This window comes from Pseudomonas sp. PDM18, from assembly GCF_014852585.1.
Classification (GTDB): domain Bacteria; phylum Pseudomonadota; class Gammaproteobacteria; order Pseudomonadales; family Pseudomonadaceae; genus Pseudomonas.
The window spans coordinates 435286-451881 of sequence record NZ_JACVBX010000002.1; the positions used below are offsets into that span (position 1 = coordinate 435286).

Consider the following 16596-nt stretch of genomic DNA (forward strand, 5'->3'; position numbering starts at 1 on the left):
CCTCTCGCCTTGCAACGCTCCGGTTGCCGGGCGGAGACAGCGCAAAGCGACCTTCCTGATGGGCGGGCGCTGCGAACGATGACGACAGGCCCTGGAGGCCGTCGCTGAATAACAACAAACAATGCGTGTGAGGCTTTGCAGGTCATGAATTCTTCATCGACATTGAGGGATGACGCTTTCGAGGCGTGGCTGGGACAGGTCAACCGGGCGTGCGGTCGTTTCGATGCGCGCACTCTCGGCCCCCAGTTCCATGGACGGTTGCGCGAATACCAGGGCGGTGCGATCAAGCTTTCCGTGGTCGACATGGCTCAGGTGCATCTGTACCGGACCAGCAAGGAAGTCGGCGCCAGTGCCGGCGGGCATTATTACGCGGTGTTCCAGCTCGAAGGGCGCTCGCGCCTGGAGCAGGGCGACAACCGCGTGGAACTGTCGCGTGGCGACATCAGCCTGATCGACGCCAGCCGCCCCAGCGACATGACCTACCTGGAGGAATCCCGGCAGCTCTCGCTGATCCTGCCGCGCCAGGTGATCGAGCGTGGCCTGCGTATGTCGGAAGTGACCTGCGCATCGAAGATCCCCGCCAGCTCGCCGATTGCCGTGCTCGCCAACCGCCTGATCGTCGAGACCAGCCAGCAGGAAAGCCTCGGCATGCTGGAGAGCGAGGCGACCCTGGACGCCCTGGTGACGCTGCTGCGCCCCGCACTGGCCAGCCAGGACGTCGAGCAGGACAACCACGAGCGCATGTTCCGCAAGGCCACAGTCTTCATCGACCAGCATATCGGCGCCGAAGAGCTCTGCCCCGAGCTGATCGCCCGTGAGGTAGGCATCTCGGTGCGCGGCCTGTACCGCATGTTCGCCAAGAAGGGCCTGGTGGTGGCGCAGTACATCAAGAACCGCCGCCTGGACTTCTGCGCCGAGACCCTGCGCAACGCCCAGTTCGAGCAGAAGCTGTCGGCGCTCGGTTATGCCTGGGGCTTCTCCGATTCGAGCTACTTCTCCACGGCCTTCAAGGGCCGCTTCGGGGTGTCGCCGGGCGAGTACCGCAAGCGTTACGCCAACTGATTCTTTTGGTGGATGGCGATACCTGGCGGCTGTGTGCCGCTGATTGATGGGTATCGCTGCCTGTTGCCGGCTCATACGCCAGGCGGGTTCGCGAGCAAGCTCGCTCCTACGAAGAGCGGCTGCGGCGTATCCGGAGGCTGTAGGAGCGAGCTTGCTCGCGAACGCTCCGGAACCATGACCCTCATCACCTGAACGCCATCCTGGCACTCCCGCCAACACGTCTGGCACAGAGGAAAAGACCCTCCCCGACGCCGCTGGCAACAATCACCTTCGATGACGCGCGCCATTCGGCCGCAAGTTGTACTCGAAGGTGATTCCCCGATGTTCCGCAACAAGCTCCGATTCCGCGCCTTCGGCCTGCTCCTGGCCGGTGCGCTGCTGCAACCGGTCCTGGCGTTCGCCGGTGACTGCCCGGCGAACGACGCCCAGCAGGGCGAAACCGTCTTCGCCCGCGAATGCTCGATCTGCCACACCGCCAAAGCCGACGGCCCCGGCATGATGGGCCCCAACCTGCATGGCGTGGTCGGCCGCATGGCCGGTTCGCTCGCCGGCTTCAGCTATTCCCAGGCGATGAAAGGCAAGGGCGCGGCCTGGTCGCGCGACAACCTCGACGCCTTCGTCAGCCAGCCCCAGGCCGCAGTGCCCGGAACCTACATGCCCTTCGCAGGCCTGGCCGATGCGGCCGAGCGGCGGGCGCTCACCTGCTGGCTGAGCCAGCAGCACTGATCAATCAGGAGAGACCATGAACGTCACACAGACTCTGCCCAAGGTCACGGCCTTCCTGCAGCGCAAGCATGGCTGCTTCATCGACGGCGCCTGGGTGGTGCCCGAGGGCGCCCGCACCGACGTGCTGAATCCGGCTACCGGCGAGGCGATCTCCAGCGTCGCCGACATCGATACGGACCTTCTCGACCGCGCCGTGAAATCCGCCCAGGCGGCCTACATGTCCCGCGTCTGGGCTGATCTGCGCCCGGCCGACCGCGAGCGCATCCTGCTGCGCTTCGCCGACCTGGTGGAAGCCAATGGCGAGGAACTCGCCCAGCTGGAAACCCTCAGCCAGGGCAAGTCGATCAACATCTCGCGCATGCTGGATGTCGGCGCCACTGTCGAATTCATGCGCTACATGGCCGGCTGGGCGACCAAGATCGAAGGACAGTCGCTGAACGTCTCCATCCCGCTGCCGCCTGGCGCCAAGTTCACCGCCTACACCCGCCGCGAGCCGCTGGGTGTGGTGGCCGGCATCGTGCCCTGGAACTTCCCGCTGATGATCGCCGTGTGGAAGCTGATCCCGGCGCTTGCCACCGGCAACAGCGTGGTGATCAAGCCGGCCTCGGAAACCCCGCTGACCGCCCTGCGCCTGGCCGAACTGGCCTTCGAGGCCGGTGTGCCGGCCGGCGTGTTCAACCTGGTGACCGGCGACGGTCCGCGCATTGGTGGCGGCCTGGCCAGCCACAAGCTGGTCAACAAGGTCTCCTTCACCGGTTCCACCGCGGTGGGTCGCAGCGTTGGCGTGGCAGCCGTGCAGAACATGACCCGCTTCGCCCTGGAACTGGGCGGCAAGAACCCGATGATCGTGCTGGCCGACGCCAACATCGACAACGCCGTGCAGGGCGCGTTGCTGGGCGGCCTGCTCAACAACGGCCAGGTCTGCGCCGCGGCTTCGCGCTTCTACGTGCACCGCTCGCGCTACGACGAGTTCGTCGAGAAACTGGCCGCCGCCGTGGCCAGCATGAGCCTGGGCGAGGGCATGGACCCGACCGCGCAGATCAATCCGCTGGTTTCCGCCAAGCAGCAGCGCAGCGTGCTCGACCACATCGCCCGTGCCGGCGAGCAGGGCGCGCGTATCGTCTGCGGTGGGGAGCAGGTCGGTGGCAGCGGCTTCTACGTGCAGCCCACCGTGCTGGCCGATGTGACCATGCAGATGGCCGTGGCCCGTGACGAAGTGTTCGGTCCGGTGCTGGCAGTCCTGCCGTTCGACGAGGACGACGAGGCCATCGCCATGGCCAACGACAGCGAATACGGCCTCGGCGCGAGCCTGTGGACCAACGACCTGTCCAAGGCAATGAACATGGTTCCGCGCATCGAGTCCGGCACCGTGTGGGTCAACGCGCACGTGCTGCTGGACCCGAGCATGCCCTTCGGCGGTGTCAAGCAGTCGGGTATGGGCCGCGAGTTCGGCCGCGCCGTGGTCGAGGCCTATACCGAGATCAAGTCGGTGTGCATCGCGCATTGATTGATAGAGAGAGCAACACCCTCGTTTAGCAGCGGGCCTTCGGGCCCGTTTTTTTGCGCGGAATTCAGCGGCAACTTGTAGGAGCGAGCTTGCTCGCGAACCGCCCAGCCGCATTGTCATCGGCTGTTCGCGAGCAAGCTCGCTCCTACGAAGAGCAAACTCAGAGGCGTAGGGCGGATAACGCTGGCGCGTTATCCGCCCTACGGTCGACGGCCTCAGTGCGCCGGCAGAATCCGCCCGCGGCACTCGCCGAAGCCAATGGACGCGTACCCCTCGCGGCGGCAGCGGGCGCGCAGGATGATCTCGTCGCCATCTTCGAGGAAGCGCCGTTCCTCACCGTTGGCCAGTATTACCGGCTGCTTTCCACCAAAGGTCATTTCCAGCAGGCTACCGAAGCTTTCCGGGGTTTCCCCGGAAAGGGTGCCGGAGCCGAACAGGTCGCCCGCTTGCAGGCGGCAGCCGTTGACGCTGTGGTGCGCCACCATCTGCGCGACGGTCCAGTACATGTTCAGCGTGTTGCTCAGGGCGATGCGCTCCGGGCCCTGATGCTCGTGGCGCATGCGCGCGGTATGCAGCAGGACTTCCAGCTCTATATCCAGTGCGCCGCGCTGCTGGTCGCCTTCGTCGTAAAGGTACGGCAGCGGCTGCGGGTCGCCTTCCGGGCGGGCCGGCTGGGCGACGCGAAAAGGCTCCAGCGCCTCGGAGGTGACCACCCAGGGCGAGACCGTGGTGGCGAAGCTCTTCGACAGGAACGGGCCCAGCGGCTGGTATTCCCAGGCCTGCACGTCGCGCGCGGACCAGTCGTTGAGCAGGCAGAAGCCGGCGATGTGGCCGGAGGCGGCGTTGATCGGGATGGCCTTGCCCTGGTCATTGCCCTGGCCGATCCAGATGCCCAGTTCCAGCTCCAGGTCCATCCGCGCGCAGGGGCCGAACACCGGTACGTCGAGGCCGGCCGGCAGGGTCTGGCCGTTTGGGCGGCGCACTTCGGTGCCCGAAGGCACGATGGTGGAGGCGCGGCCGTGGTAACCGATGGGTACGTATTTGTAGTTGGGCAGCAGCGGGTTGTCCGGGCGGAACAGCTTGCCGACGTTCTGCGCATGGTGGATGCCGACGTAGAAATCGGTGTAGTCGCCCACCTTGGCCGGCAGGTGCATGCGGCACGCAGCCTGGGGTTTGAGCAGCGCGGCGCCCAGGGCTTCCATGCGCTTCTGTTCGCCACACCCTTCGCTGAGCAGGTGGATCAGCGCGTCGCGCAGGGTGCGACGCGCGGTGGGGCCGGCGGCGAAGAAAGCATTGAGGCTGTCGCCACTGGCCACCAGCGCGGCCTGGTGCGCGGCGCCGTGGAACAGGCCGGCTTCGCAGGCAGTCTTCAGGTCGAAGATGTAGTCACCGATGGCGACGCCGCCACGGGGCGAGTCGCCCGGCGGGCTGAATACTCCCAGCGGCAGGTTCTGCAGGGGGAAGTCCGGGTGGCCGTTGGCCGATTCGATCCAGCTTTGTGCGTTGTGGGCGGCGCTCATGTTACTGCTCCTGGGACAGGTCGAAGGTCTTCTGCATGCCGCTCCAGCAGCTGTCGTAGTCACGCTGCAGCTGCGGGCAGTCGAGGGCGAATCGGCTGGGGCGCAGCACGCGGCCGGTCTCGAACATGAAGGCCATGGTCTTGTCGATCTTGTGGGGTTTGAGGTCGGCGGCAATCGCCTGCGCGGTAGTGGCGTTGTCCGGGCCGTGGGCGCTCATGCAGTTGTGCAGCGAGGCGCCGCCGGGGACGAAACCGTCGGCCTTGGCGTCGTACACGCCCTGGATCAGGCCCATGAATTCGTTCATCAGGTTGCGGTGGAACCACGGCGGACGGAAGGTGCTTTCGGCCACCATCCAGCGCGGCGGGAAGATCACGAAATCCATGTTGGCCATGCCGTGGGTGTCGCTGGGCGAGGTCAGCACGGTGAAGATGGACGGGTCCGGGTGGTCGTAGCTGATCGAGCCGATGGTGTTGAAGCGGCGCAGGTCGTACTTGTACGGCACGTTATTGCCGTGCCAGGCGACCACGTCCAGCGGCGAGTGGTCGAGCTGGGTGGCCCAGAGCTCGCCGAGGAACTTCTGCACTAACTGAACCGGGCCATCTACGTCCTCGTAGTGCGCCACCGGGGCGAGAAAGTCGCGGGCATTGGCGAGACCATTGCTGCCGATGGGGCCGAGGTCGGGCAGGCGCAGGGCGGCACCGTGGTTTTCCGCCACATAGCCGGCGGCTTCGGCGTCCAGCAGTTCGACGCGCAGGCGCATGCCGCGGGGGATCACGGCGATCTCCAGCGGCTCCAGCTCCAGCACGCCCAGCTCGGTGACAAGGCGCAGGCGGCCGGCCTGGGGCACGATCAGCAGTTCGCCATCGGCGTTGAAGAACACCCGGCGCATCGAGGTGTTGGCGCGGTAGGCGTATAGGCTGACGCCGCTGCAGGCCTCGGCTTCGGCGTTGGCGGCCATGCATAGCAGGCCGTCGACGAAGTCGGTAGGCTCCTCGGGCGTCGCGAAGCTGTTCCAGCGCAGGCGGTTGGGCGTGACCGGGCCGAGGGCGGTGCCGGTGATCTGCCGCTCCAGGCGCTCGAAGCGCGGGTGCGCGGCCGACGGCCGGATGCGGTACATCCAGGTACGCCGCGCCTCGCTGCGCGGGACGGTGAAGGCGGTGCCGGAGAACTGCTCGGCGTAAAGCCCCAGCGGCACGTGCTGCGGCGAGTTCATGCCCACGGGCAGGGCGCCTGGCAGGGCCTCGCTGGCGAATTCGTTGCCGAATCCGGATTGGTAGGCAGGAGAGGCGGTCATGGTGGATTTTCTCTTGTTATCGTAATTGAATTACGATTAACGTAATTTCGTGTCGACAGGACGTCAAGTCCGTCTGGGAGCTCCTTTAAGTTGAAGACCATGAACGACGCCGAAGACTCCGTCCCGACGAAGGGAGCGAAAGTGCAATCCGCCGAAGTTGGCACGCAGATACTCAAGGCCCTGGCGGACCTCGCGCCGAGCACTTCGCTCAAGGCCTTGGGTGAGTATCTGGACATGCCGGCGGCCAAGGTCCACCGCTACCTGCAGGCGCTGATTGCCAGCGGCTTCGCCGAGCAGGACCCGCTGACCAACCATTACGGCCTGGGGCGTGAGGCCCTGTATGTCGGCCTGGCGGCGATTCGTCGGCTGGACGTTGTGAAGGTTGCGAGCCCGGTGTTGGCGGAGTTGCGCGATGTGCTGGGGCAGACCTGCTTCCTCGCCATCTGGGGCAGCCACGGGCCGACGGTGGTGCAGGTCGAGCCGGCGCAGGGGATGGTCACGTTGGTGACCCAGGTCGGCTCCGTGCTGCCGCTGCACGGTTCGTCCACCGGGCTGGTGTTCGCGGCCTACAAGGATGGGCTGGAGGAGGGCGCTGATCTGGCGGTGCTGGAAGGCATTCGCAGCGAAGGCCTGTATGCGATCCATGGTCTTTTGATGCCGGGGGTGAATGCGCTGTCGGTGCCGCTGTTCAAGACCGGGCGGGAGCTGGCTGGAGTGATTACCGTGGTGGGTTCTGAGGCGAGCTTTGCCGCCGAGCCTCAAGGGGAGGCGGCGCGGGCGCTGCTGGGGATGGCACGGGAGGTGAGTTTGCGGATGGGCGGAGAGGTTTGACTGTCTGAGGCTTCGGTGCTCGGGCGTGCCCTCTCCCCAGCCCTCTCCCTTCAGGGGGGAGCCGGCTCACGAACAGCTCCGCAGCGGGGGCGGTTCGCGAGCAAGCTCGCTCCTACAATTACTTCTCCATCCCCGCCCAATCCGTGCCTTTCACCAGCACATCACTCAGCGCCTGTGCGGCGCTGGAGAGCTGGTGCTGCGCCAGGCAGAACAGCCCCACCCGGCGCTCGATACGCGGTTCGTCGAGCGCCACGCAACGCGCCCCCAGTTCTTCCATCTGCTGCCGGCACAGGCGCGGCACGGCGCTCACGCCCAGTCCTTCGGCCACCATCCGGCCCACGGTCACCAACTGGTGGCTTTCGAACGCCACCGGCAGTCGCCCCTGCAGCCGGTCTTCCAGCAGCAGACGTACGGCCGAAGGGCGCTGCAGGGTGATGAAATGGTCTTCCAGCAACTGCTCCCAGGTGATCCGGGATTCATTCGCCAACGCTGAATCCGCCGGCAGCACCGCGACGAAACGGTCGGTGTAGAAAGGCGTGAATGTCAGCCCATCGAGGCTGTCCGGCTCCAGGGCGATGCCCAGTTCCACCCGATGGTTGCGCACCATCTCCAGCACCTGCTCGTTGATCACGTCGTGCACCGCCACGTTCACCTTCGGGTGGCGGTCGCGGAAGGTGCGCAGCACGGCGGGCAGCAGGTTGCCGGCGAAGGAGGGCATGGCGGCGATGGAAACCTTGCCCAGTTGCAGAGTGAAGTGCTGGTGCATCACTTCCTCAGCGTTGTCCCAGTCCGCCAGCAGCCGGCGCGCCAGGGGCAGCAGCGTCTCGCCCTCTGGCGTCAGCGCCACGCTGCGCGTGGTGCGGACCAGCAACTGGCCGCCGAGGGACTCTTCCAGGCTCTTGATCGCCAGGCTCAGCGCCGGTTGCGACAAGTGCAGGCGCTCGCAGGCCTGGGCGAAGCTGAGGGTCTGGGCGACGGCGAGAAAGGCGCGCAGTTGCTTGACGGTCATATTAATAAGCAAACCAGATTAATCGATTGGAAAAACAAACTTAACAAATCAGTCTTGGGCGGTGAAGCTGCAATCGCTCTCTGACCGGCTGGTCGGACATTCCAAATACAAGAGGCAGCAGCAACATGGCAGGACTCGACAAGCGTGTAGGCAGCTACGAGGAAGCCCTCGCCGGGCTCACCGACGACATGACGGTACTGGCGGGCGGTTTCGGCATCTGCGGTATCCCGGAAAACCTCATCGCGCACATCCGCAAGCTGGGCGTGAAGGGCCTGACCGTGGTCTCCAACAACTGCGGCATCGACGGCTTCGGCCTCGGCGTGCTGTTGGAAGACCGCCAGATCCGCAAGATGATCGCCTCCTACGTTGGCGAGAACGCGCTGTTCGAGCAGCAGCTGCTGTCCGGTGAACTGGAGGTCGAACTGACCCCGCAGGGCACCCTGGCGGAAAAACTCCGCGCCGGCGGCGCCGGCATCCCGGCCTTCTTCACCGCCACCGGCTACGGCACTCCGGTCGCCGATGGTAAGGAAGTGCGCGAGTTCGATGGCCGTCACTACGTGATGGAGCGCGCCATCACCGGCGACTTCGCCATTGTCAAAGGCTGGAAGGCCGACCACTACGGCAACGTCATCTATCGCCACACCGCGCAGAACTTCAATCCGGTAGTCGCCACCGCAGGCCGCATCACGGTCGTCGAGGTGGAGGAAATCGTCGAGCCGGGTGAACTGGACCCGACCCAGATTCACACTCCCGGCATCTACGTCGACCGCATCATTCAAGGCTCCTTCGAAAAACGTATCGAAAAACGCACCGTACGTTCCTGAGCCCACCGGACAAGAGAGACAAGAAGATGGCATTGACCCGCGAACAGATGGCTCAGCGCGTGGCGCGCGAGCTGCAGGACGGCTTCTACGTGAACCTGGGTATCGGCATCCCGACCCTGGTCGCCAACTACGTGCCCGAGGGCATGGACGTGATGTTGCAATCGGAGAACGGCCTGCTCGGCATGGGCGCGTTCCCCACCGAAGACACGGTAGACGCCGACATGATCAACGCCGGCAAGCAGACCGTGACCGCCGTGAAGGGCGCGTCGATTTTCTCCTCCGCCGAATCCTTCGCGATGATCCGTGGCGGCCACGTCGACCTCACCGTGCTTGGTGCCTTCGAGGTGGATGTACAGGGCAACATCGCCTCCTGGATGATCCCCGGCAAGCTGGTGAAAGGCATGGGCGGCGCCATGGACCTCGTGGCCGGCGCGGACAACATCATCGTGACCATGACCCACGCCTCCAAGGACGGCGAATCCAAGCTGCTGGAGCGCTGCTCGCTGCCGCTGACCGGTGCCGGCTGCATCCGCAAGGTGCTCACCGACCTGGCCTACCTGGAGATCGAGGACGGCGCATTCATCCTGCGCGAGACCGCGCCGGGCGTCAGCGTCGCCGAGATCGCCGAGAAGACCGCCGGCCGGCTGATCGTGCCGGACGATGTGAAGGAAATGACCTTCTGATCCCATTCTCCCTGTAGGAGCGAGCTTGCTCGCGAACCTTCCCGGACTCCGGGGCAAGAGCGTTCGCGAGCAAGCTCGCTCCTACAAGGGCAAAGGCCAGCTTTGGAGTGAAATCATGCAAGACGTAGTCATTGTTGCCGCCACCCGCACCGCCATCGGCGCCTTCCAGGGCAGCCTGGCGAACATACCCGCCCATGAACTGGGCAGCCTGGTCATCCGCTCGCTGCTCGAACGCAGCGGTGTGAAGCCGGACCAGATCGACGAAGTCATCCTCGGCCAGGTGCTCACCGCTGGCGCCGGACAGAACCCCGCGCGCCAGGCCGCCATCGGCGCCGGCCTGCCGGTGGAAGTGCCGTCGATGACCATCAACAAGCTCTGCGGCTCGGGCCTGAAGGCGCTGTTCCTGGGCGTCCAGGCGATCCGCTGCGGTGATGCCGACGCCATCATCGCCGGCGGCCAGGAGAGCATGAGCCTCGCGCCCTACGTGCTGCCCAAGGCGCGTACCGGCCTGCGCATGGGCCACGCCGAGCTGCAGGACACCCTGCTGCGCGACGGCCTGATCGACGCCTTCAACGACTACCACATGGGCATCACCGCCGAGAACCTGGCCGAGAAGTTCGGCATCAGCCGCGAGGCGCAGGACGCCTTCGCCGCGCAGTCCCAGCTGAAAGCCGCCTCGGCCATCGAGGCTGGCCGCTTCAAGGACGAGATCACCCCGGTGCTGATTCCCCAGCGCAAGGGCGATCCGCTGTCCTTCGACACCGATGAACAGCCGCGCGCCGGCACCACCGCCGAATCCCTGGGCAAGCTCAAGCCGGCCTTCAAGAAGGACGGCACCGTCACCGCCGGTAACGCGTCCACCCTCAACGATGGTGCCGCTGCAGTGCTGCTGATGAGCGCCGAACGCGCACGCAGTCTGAACCTCCCGGTTCTGGCGCGCATCCAAGCCTATGCGAGCAGCGGCGTCGACCCGTCGATCATGGGCATCGCCCCGGTGACCGCGACCCGTCTCTGCCTGGAAAAGGCCGGCTGGAACCTCGATGAAGTCGAGCTGATCGAGGCCAACGAAGCCTTCGCCGCGCAGGCCCTGTCGGTCGGCAAGGAGCTGGGCTGGAACGCCGAGAAGGTCAACGTCAACGGCGGCGCCGTCGCCCTCGGCCACCCGATCGGCGCCTCGGGCGCCCGTGTGCTGGTGACGCTGCTTCACGAAATGCTCCGCCGTGATGCGAAGAAGGGTCTGGCGACCCTCTGCATCGGCGGCGGCCAGGGTGTGGCGATGGCCCTCGTGCGCGACTGAGGCCATCCGACCAACGATTGATTGGCGAGCGCCGGCCGGCATGTAGCCATGTCGTACCGGCAGGCGGGATGGTAGGTGGGCACACCGACAGACGAACATCCTGCCGCGGTTTTTCGGCGTCCCCCGGCGCCGGCAAACCCTTGCGTCACCGCTCGGCCCCACGCAGGCCGGGCGGTTTTTCATTCCAGAACGGGCATTGCCACAAGCCCCGTTCGACGATGAACCATTACAAGAACAACGAGGTAGACCATTATGACTTCCCACGTGCATACCCCCGGCACGGCCGTTCAGGACAGCCGCTCGGCGCGCTTCGCCATGGCTTGTTCCAACTGGGCCGAGCGCTGGTTCCCCGACTCCTGGGTCTTCGCCGCGCTCGCGGTGCTGATCGTCAGCGTTGCCGCGCTGGCCATCGGCGCGCCGGCCACCGAAACCGCCAAGGCCTTCGGTGACGGCTTCTGGAGCCTGATTCCGTTCACCATGCAGATGGCCTTCGTGGTCATCGGCGGCTATGTGGTCGCCAGCTCCGGCCCGGCCTCCAAGCTCATCGACCTGTTCGCCCGCGTGCCGAAGAACGGCCGCTCGGCGGTTGCCTGGGTCGCGGTCATTTCCATGGTTGCCTCGCTGCTCAACTGGGGCCTGTCCCTGGTGTTCGGCGGCCTGCTGGTGCGCGCCCTGGCCCGTCGCGAAGACCTGAAGATGGACTACCGCGCCGCCGGCGCCGCCGCCTACTTGGGCCTGGGCGCCGTCTGGGCGCTGGGCCTGTCGTCGTCGGCCGCGCAGCTGCAGGCCAACCCGGCCAGCCTGCCGCCGTCGATCCTGGCGATCACCGGCGTCATCCCGTTCACCGAGACCATCTTCCTCTGGCAGTCCGGCGTCATGTTGCTGGCCCTGGTGCTGGTGTCGCTGGTCATCGCCTACATGACCGCTCCTGGCGCGGCCAGCGCCCGTGACGCCAAGGCCTGCGGTGTGGACGTCAGCTTCACCCCGCCGAGTGCGCCGAAGGTGACCCGCCCCGGCGAATGGCTGGAACACAGCCCGCTGCTGATCCTGATGCTGGTCGCCCTGGCCGCCGGCTGGCTGGTCCATGAGTTCAGCACCAAGCCGGCGATCACCGCTATCTCCGGGCTGAACACCTACAACCTGCTGTTCCTCATGGTGGGTGCGCTGCTGCACTGGCGCCCGCGCAACTTCCTCGACGCCGTGGCGCGCGCCGTGCCGACCACCACCGGTGTGCTGATCCAGTTCCCGCTGTACGGTTCCATCGCGGCGATCCTCACCACGGTGAAGGGCGGCGACGGCTCGACCATCGCCCACCACATTTCTACCTTCTTCGTGCAGATCGCTTCCCACGACACCTATGCGCTGCTGATGGGCGTTTACTCGGCGGTGCTGGGCTTCTTCATCCCGTCTGGTGGCGGCAAATGGATCATCGAGGCGCCCTACGTGATGCAGGTGGCCAACGAGCTGCAGTACCACCTGGGCTGGGCGGTGCAGATCTACAACGCCGCCGAGGCGCTGCCGAACCTGATCAACCCGTTCTACATGCTGCCGCTGCTGGGCGTACTGGGCCTGAAAGCCCGCGACCTGATCGGCTTCAGCTTCGTCCAGCTGCTGGTCCACGTGCCCCTGGTGCTGTTCCTGCTCTGGGCGCTGGGCACCACCCTGCAGTACCTCCCGCCGGTCCAGCCGTAACCACGCCTTCGGCCCCTACGGCAAAAAGCCCGGTTGTCTCGCGACATCCGGGCTTTTTTCTTTGGGATGCGGGATGCGATCAGCCCCGGCTGACGCCCACTGCGCCGAGCGCGCGGCCGTCCAGGTGCTCGCCGCTGAGCTGCGCGGCGTCCTGGTCGAACACTTCGCGCAGCCAGTCGCTGACCGCCTGGAAGCGGCCGATGCGGCCGGCGTCGCGGTGGGCGAGCAGCCAGATTTCCCGCACGACCACCGCGCCGGAGAGGCGCACCAGCCCTTCGCGCTCGCCGAGGAAGCAGGGCAGCAGCGCCATGCCCAGGCCGCTTTCGCAGGCGTGGATCAGCGTGGTCACGCTGCTCGCGCGCAGGGCAAAATTGGCATCGGGGACGAATCGGCGCAGCCAGCACATCTCCGGCGTGTCATCGAGGTCTTCGCCGTAGCCCAGCCAGGGCTGCTGCGGCCATTGCTCAGGCGGCACCTGGGCGAAGGGCGTGGCGGCGTAGATGGCGAAACCGATGTCGGCGACCTTACGCATTACCAGCGCGGCGTCTTCGGCCGGGCGTGCCAGGCGCAGGGCGAAGTCGGCCTCGCGGCGGGTAAAGGATAGCGCACGGTTCGCCGGGATCAGCTGCAGTTGCAGGTTGGGATAGGTGCGCGCCAGTTGCGGCATGTGCTGCACCAGCCAGTGGCTGAAGAGGAAGTCCACCGCAGTGATGCGCACCGAGCCGCTGATGGCGCTGGCTTCGTTGCGGGTTTCCAGCAGCATGCTCTGCACGTCACCGAGGATGCGCTCGGCATAGCCGAGAAAGGCCGTACCGGCATCGGTGGCCTTGTAGCCCGCGTTGTCGCGGATGAACAGGCGGGTCTGCAGCGCGCTTTCCGCCGCCACCAGGCGCCGGCTCATGGTCGAGGGGTCGACGCCCAGCGCGCGCCCGGCGGCGCTCATGCTGCCGTGGCGGGCGAGGGCGAGGAGGATCGGGATGTCGTTCCAGTCGAAGTTCATGGCGATCTCCTCATGTGCCTCAGAACTGCACGTCGGCGGCAGGGACGACCCGTGCGCGCTTGCCGAAGCTGCTGATGCTGCCCAGTACCGCGTTGTGGTGCGCGCTGATCTGCGCGGCGCTGAGCACGGCATTGTCGACGGTGGAGTGGGCATCGCCCACCAGCGTCACCGCATAGCCTTGGGCGAGGGCGCGGCGGGTGGTGGTGTCGACGCAGTAGTCGCTCTGCAGGCCGCAGACCACCAGATGATCGATGCCTCGCGCTTGCAGCAGGTCGGCGAGGTCGGTGCGCAGGAAGGAGTCCGGGGTGGTCTTGCGCACCTTGAGATCCGCACTGTCGGTGAGCAGGCGCGTTTCCAGCTGCCAGCCGGCGCTGCCATACTGCAGGTCATCGTCCTCGTGCTGCACCAGCACCACCGGCACGCCGGCCTCACGCGCCGCGCGACTCAGGCCATTGATGCGCTGCAGCACATTGTCGATGTCGAAGCAGGCGTAGTCGCCGGTACACAGGTCGGACTGGACGTCGATGATCAGCAGGGCGGTGCTCATGGCGAGAAATTTCCGAGGCTCGAGGGGAGGAGGGAATGGTAGCTGGCCCGGTGCCGCTGGCCAATGTCGGCAAGCCGTTGCTGCCAAAGCCGTATTTCCCTTTTCTGCTGCAGCGGCGAAGGTGACTTTCACGAACCGGACCGGATGCCGATGAACAACCTTCCCGCCAAGACCCTGACCCTCGCCAACGGCCTGCGCGCCACCGTCGTCCAGGCCCCTGGCGCCAGCCGCGCCGCCGCACTGTTGCGGATCGCCCGTGGCAGCCACGACGAGCCGCAGGCCTTCCCCGGCCTTGCGCATTTCGTCGAGCACCTGCTGTTCCTCTGTGGCGAGCGCTTCGTCGAAGGTGAACGGCTGATGCCCTGGGTGCAGGCTCGCGGCGGGCGACTCAACGCCGGCACCCGCGCGCGGCAGACGGATTACTTCTTCGAGGTGCCGGCCGACGATCTGGGTGACGGGCTGGCGCGGCTGGTGGACATGCTGGCGCGGCCGTGGCTGGACGAAGCGGTGCAGGTCGCCGAGCGCGAAGTGCTGGAAGCCGAATTCCTCGCCCGCAGCCGCGATCCCGACACCCTGATCGATGCCGCCCTGGCCCTGGCAGTGGCGCCGGGGCATTCGCTGGGACGCTTCGTGGCGGGCCGGCGCGACAGCCTCAAGGTGGACAGCGCCGCGTTCCAGCAGGCGCTGCGTGATTTCATCCGCTCCTGCCAGGCTGGCGGTGCGCTGGAACTCTGGCTGCAAGGGCCGCAATCGCTGGATGAGTTGGCGGCGCTGGTCGAGTGTGAAGCCGCCGTTTTCCCACCCGGCGCGCTGGCCGAGTCCACCTGCGCAGAATCCCTGCTGCCCTTGACCGGCCAGGAACTGAAGCTGCGTCTGCCCGGTGCGCCGCGACTGGTCCTGGCCTTCGCCCTGGACGGCATGGCGGGCGAGGGTGGTGCACTGCTGGAACAGTTGCAGGGCTGGCTGGCCGACGAGGCGCCCGGATCGCTGCTGGCCTGCCTGGGGCAGAACGGCCTCGCCGACAGCGCCCGTGCGCGACTAAGCCGCTTCGCCAATGGCCAGGCTTTGCTGCGGTTCGATTTCGAACTGGCCGAAGCCGCCACCGCCGATCTCGTGGAGTCGGCCTTCCTCTCCTGGCTGGAGGCGCTGCGCAAGCTGCCGGTGGACATCTACGCCGCCGCTCCAGTCGATGAGCCAACGGGTGTCCTGGAGCAGTTGCTGCGCCGCGCGGGAAGCGCCAATCCATCGGCTTGGCTGGGCCAACTGGTGACATCGCGCATGATCCGCCTGCTCGCCTGCGAATCGGTCATCGGCGAGTCCCTGACCTCGGCCGGCTTCATCCTCGACGTCGCCCGCAGCCCGCAGCGCAGCATTGAAGCGCTGCGGGGCGAGCCATGGGCGTTCACCCCGACGCAATCGGCCTTCGAAGGCGACCCCGCTGCTCTTTACCTGCGCTGGCGCTTCCCGCAGACACCCGGCCGACAGGCATTCCTTTGCGCCCGGCAGGCGCTGCGCCCCTTGGCGGGCGCGGCGCGGCACGAGGGCACCAGCCTGCGCCTGGAGGCCATGGAAAGTGACTGGACGCTGATGCTGTCGGGGGCGAAAAACCACCTTGCCGAGCTGGCTGAGTGCGCGATCCATGCGCTTCAGCATCCTGCCGCCGCTGTGCTGGGGCAGGGCGCGCGGCTGCACGCAGCGGAGCGCCGTCGGCGCGAAGGGGAAATGCCGATCCGCCAATTGCTCGACCTGCTTCCACAGATGCTGGCCGGGGACAGTGACGCCTCACCGGACTGGTCGGCCGCCCATTGGGACGACCTGACCCACGGCATTGAGCTGCCGGACACCCTTGCGGGCTATTCCACCACCAGCGCGTTGCCGCCGCGCAGCGGCCCGGCCGGGCGGCATCGCCAGGTGCTGGAGCTGCCGGGCGAAGCGGCGCTGTTGCTGTACTGCCCGCTGGCGTCGCGCGCGGCGGCGGATGAAGCCGCGTGGCGCTTACTGGCCCGCGTGCTGGAACCGGCCTTCTTCCACTGGCTGCGCGGTGAGCGGCAGCTGGCCTATGCGCTTTACTGCGGTTTCCGACAGGTGGGTATGCGCCGCGGCATTCTCTTCGCGGTGCAGTCGCCGTTGCTGTCGGCGGTGGAGTTGCAGGCCGAGGTCGACAGCTTCCTCTACCGCCAGGGCGAGGCCCTGTTGCGGATCGACCCGCAACGAGTCGACAGCCTGTGCGCTCCGCTGGTCGCCGAGCTGGCGCGCGCGCCGGGCGACTTCGCCGAGCGCCTGCATCAGGCCTGGAACGACCAGCTGGCCGGCGTCGCGTCGTCGCACCGCGAGGCCATGGTCCAGGCGCTCGGCAATCTCTGCGCCACCGACCTGCGCGCCGCGCATTCGACGCTCAGCTCTGCCCAGGGCGGTCACTGGCTGCTGCTCAGCCGCGCCTGATCCTCATACTTTCGACCCGGGGTGCCGTCCGCAAGGTGGTGCCACGGCCGACTTTTGCCTTACGTCGGGTGTGCTGGCCCAAGGTAGCTGCCCGGTGGTCGCGACTACCCTCGACCATTGCCGCGCGCCCGAGGTAGCGATGGTCGCAGAGCCTTGCGCAGC

14 protein-coding genes are annotated in these 16596 nt (G+C 66.7%); 9 read left to right on the top strand and 5 right to left on the bottom strand.

Going from position 1 to position 16596, the window contains the following annotated elements:
- Positions 1 to 144 precede the first annotated feature (144 nt).
- The 3 genes from feaR to IB274_RS06775 all read left to right on the top strand — a co-directional run bounded on the left by feaR (position 145) and on the right by IB274_RS06775 (position 3295).
- Positions 145 to 1062, top strand: coding sequence for a transcriptional regulator FeaR (feaR, locus tag IB274_RS06765; protein WP_192431246.1), 918 nt, complete (start codon positions 145 to 147; stop codon positions 1060 to 1062).
- Between the two features lie 321 nt (positions 1063 to 1383).
- Entirely contained in the window at positions 1384 to 1788 is a 405-nt protein-coding gene (locus IB274_RS06770) for a c-type cytochrome (RefSeq protein ID WP_192431247.1), read from the top strand.
- Positions 1789 to 1804: 16 nt separating this feature from the next.
- Complete coding sequence (locus IB274_RS06775; protein WP_192431248.1) at positions 1805 to 3295, top strand: aldehyde dehydrogenase family protein; 1491 nt, start codon at positions 1805 to 1807, stop codon at positions 3293 to 3295.
- A 215-nt stretch (positions 3296 to 3510) separates the two neighbouring features.
- Here the strand turns inward: IB274_RS06775 and fahA are convergent, their stop codons facing one another.
- Positions 3511 to 4815, bottom strand: coding sequence for a fumarylacetoacetase (fahA, locus tag IB274_RS06780; RefSeq protein ID WP_192431249.1), 1305 nt, complete (start codon positions 4813 to 4815; stop codon positions 3511 to 3513).
- A gap of 1 nt (position 4816) precedes the next feature.
- On the bottom strand, positions 4817 to 6109 hold the full coding sequence (gene hmgA / locus IB274_RS06785) for a homogentisate 1,2-dioxygenase (RefSeq protein WP_192431250.1): 1293 nt from the start codon (positions 6107 to 6109) through the stop codon (positions 4817 to 4819).
- Between the two features lie 99 nt (positions 6110 to 6208).
- Here hmgA and IB274_RS06790 point away from each other — a divergent pair, with 99 nt between their 5' ends.
- Positions 6209 to 6940, top strand: a complete 732-nt coding sequence (locus tag IB274_RS06790; protein ID WP_192431251.1) for an IclR family transcriptional regulator — start codon at positions 6209 to 6211, stop codon at positions 6938 to 6940.
- 118 nt (positions 6941 to 7058) lie between these two features.
- Here IB274_RS06790 and IB274_RS06795 read toward each other — a convergent pair whose 3' ends face one another.
- Positions 7059 to 7949: a LysR family transcriptional regulator gene (locus IB274_RS06795; RefSeq protein ID WP_192431252.1), complete on the bottom strand. Its 891-nt coding sequence runs from the start codon at positions 7947 to 7949 to the stop codon at positions 7059 to 7061.
- 125 nt (positions 7950 to 8074) lie between these two features.
- Between IB274_RS06795 and IB274_RS06800 the strand changes: the two genes are divergently transcribed.
- From IB274_RS06800 to IB274_RS06815, 4 genes are all read left to right on the top strand, one after another.
- Positions 8075 to 8773 carry a CoA transferase subunit A gene (locus IB274_RS06800; RefSeq protein WP_192431253.1) on the top strand — a complete coding sequence of 233 codons (699 nt, stop codon included), beginning with the start codon at positions 8075 to 8077 and terminating at the stop codon, positions 8771 to 8773.
- Between the two features lie 26 nt (positions 8774 to 8799).
- Entirely contained in the window at positions 8800 to 9456 is a 657-nt protein-coding gene (locus IB274_RS06805; RefSeq protein ID WP_192431254.1) for a CoA transferase subunit B, read from the top strand.
- A gap of 115 nt (positions 9457 to 9571) precedes the next feature.
- Positions 9572 to 10753: an acetyl-CoA C-acetyltransferase gene (locus IB274_RS06810; protein ID WP_192431255.1), complete on the top strand. Its 1182-nt coding sequence runs from the start codon at positions 9572 to 9574 to the stop codon at positions 10751 to 10753.
- A 252-nt stretch (positions 10754 to 11005) separates the two neighbouring features.
- Positions 11006 to 12445 (top strand): short-chain fatty acid transporter, encoded by a 1440-nt coding sequence (locus IB274_RS06815; protein WP_192431256.1) that lies wholly within the window; start codon positions 11006 to 11008, stop codon positions 12443 to 12445.
- 79 nt (positions 12446 to 12524) lie between these two features.
- Here the strand turns inward: IB274_RS06815 and IB274_RS06820 are convergent, their stop codons facing one another.
- Together IB274_RS06820 and IB274_RS06825 are read right to left on the bottom strand one after the other, a co-directional pair.
- A complete protein-coding gene (locus tag IB274_RS06820; RefSeq protein ID WP_192431257.1) occupies positions 12525 to 13445 on the bottom strand; it encodes a LysR family transcriptional regulator in 921 nt (306 codons plus the stop codon).
- Positions 13446 to 13464: 19 nt separating this feature from the next.
- Positions 13465 to 13992, bottom strand: a complete 528-nt coding sequence (locus tag IB274_RS06825) for a cysteine hydrolase family protein (RefSeq protein WP_192431258.1) — start codon at positions 13990 to 13992, stop codon at positions 13465 to 13467.
- 150 nt (positions 13993 to 14142) lie between these two features.
- Between IB274_RS06825 and pqqF the strand changes: the two genes are divergently transcribed.
- Positions 14143 to 16434 carry a pyrroloquinoline quinone biosynthesis protein PqqF gene (gene pqqF / locus IB274_RS06830; RefSeq protein WP_192431259.1) on the top strand — a complete coding sequence of 764 codons (2292 nt, stop codon included), beginning with the start codon at positions 14143 to 14145 and terminating at the stop codon, positions 16432 to 16434.
- Positions 16435 to 16596: the final 162 nt, after the last annotated feature.

Coding starts and splice junctions, on each gene's coding strand:
- feaR (WP_192431246.1), top strand. CDS start 145: ATGAATTCTTCATCGACATTGAGGGATGACGCTTTCGAGGCGTGGCTG.
- IB274_RS06770 (WP_192431247.1), top strand. CDS start 1,384: ATGTTCCGCAACAAGCTCCGATTCCGCGCCTTCGGCCTGCTCCTGGCC.
- IB274_RS06775 (WP_192431248.1), top strand. CDS start 1,805: ATGAACGTCACACAGACTCTGCCCAAGGTCACGGCCTTCCTGCAGCGC.
- fahA (WP_192431249.1), bottom strand. CDS start 4,815: ATGAGCGCCGCCCACAACGCACAAAGCTGGATCGAATCGGCCAACGGC.
- hmgA (WP_192431250.1), bottom strand. CDS start 6,109: ATGACCGCCTCTCCTGCCTACCAATCCGGATTCGGCAACGAATTCGCC.
- IB274_RS06790 (WP_192431251.1), top strand. CDS start 6,209: ATGAACGACGCCGAAGACTCCGTCCCGACGAAGGGAGCGAAAGTGCAA.
- IB274_RS06795 (WP_192431252.1), bottom strand. CDS start 7,949: ATGACCGTCAAGCAACTGCGCGCCTTTCTCGCCGTCGCCCAGACCCTC.
- IB274_RS06800 (WP_192431253.1), top strand. CDS start 8,075: ATGGCAGGACTCGACAAGCGTGTAGGCAGCTACGAGGAAGCCCTCGCC.
- IB274_RS06805 (WP_192431254.1), top strand. CDS start 8,800: ATGGCATTGACCCGCGAACAGATGGCTCAGCGCGTGGCGCGCGAGCTG.
- IB274_RS06810 (WP_192431255.1), top strand. CDS start 9,572: ATGCAAGACGTAGTCATTGTTGCCGCCACCCGCACCGCCATCGGCGCC.
- IB274_RS06815 (WP_192431256.1), top strand. CDS start 11,006: ATGACTTCCCACGTGCATACCCCCGGCACGGCCGTTCAGGACAGCCGC.
- IB274_RS06820 (WP_192431257.1), bottom strand. CDS start 13,445: ATGAACTTCGACTGGAACGACATCCCGATCCTCCTCGCCCTCGCCCGC.
- IB274_RS06825 (WP_192431258.1), bottom strand. CDS start 13,992: ATGAGCACCGCCCTGCTGATCATCGACGTCCAGTCCGACCTGTGTACC.
- pqqF (WP_192431259.1), top strand. CDS start 14,143: ATGAACAACCTTCCCGCCAAGACCCTGACCCTCGCCAACGGCCTGCGC.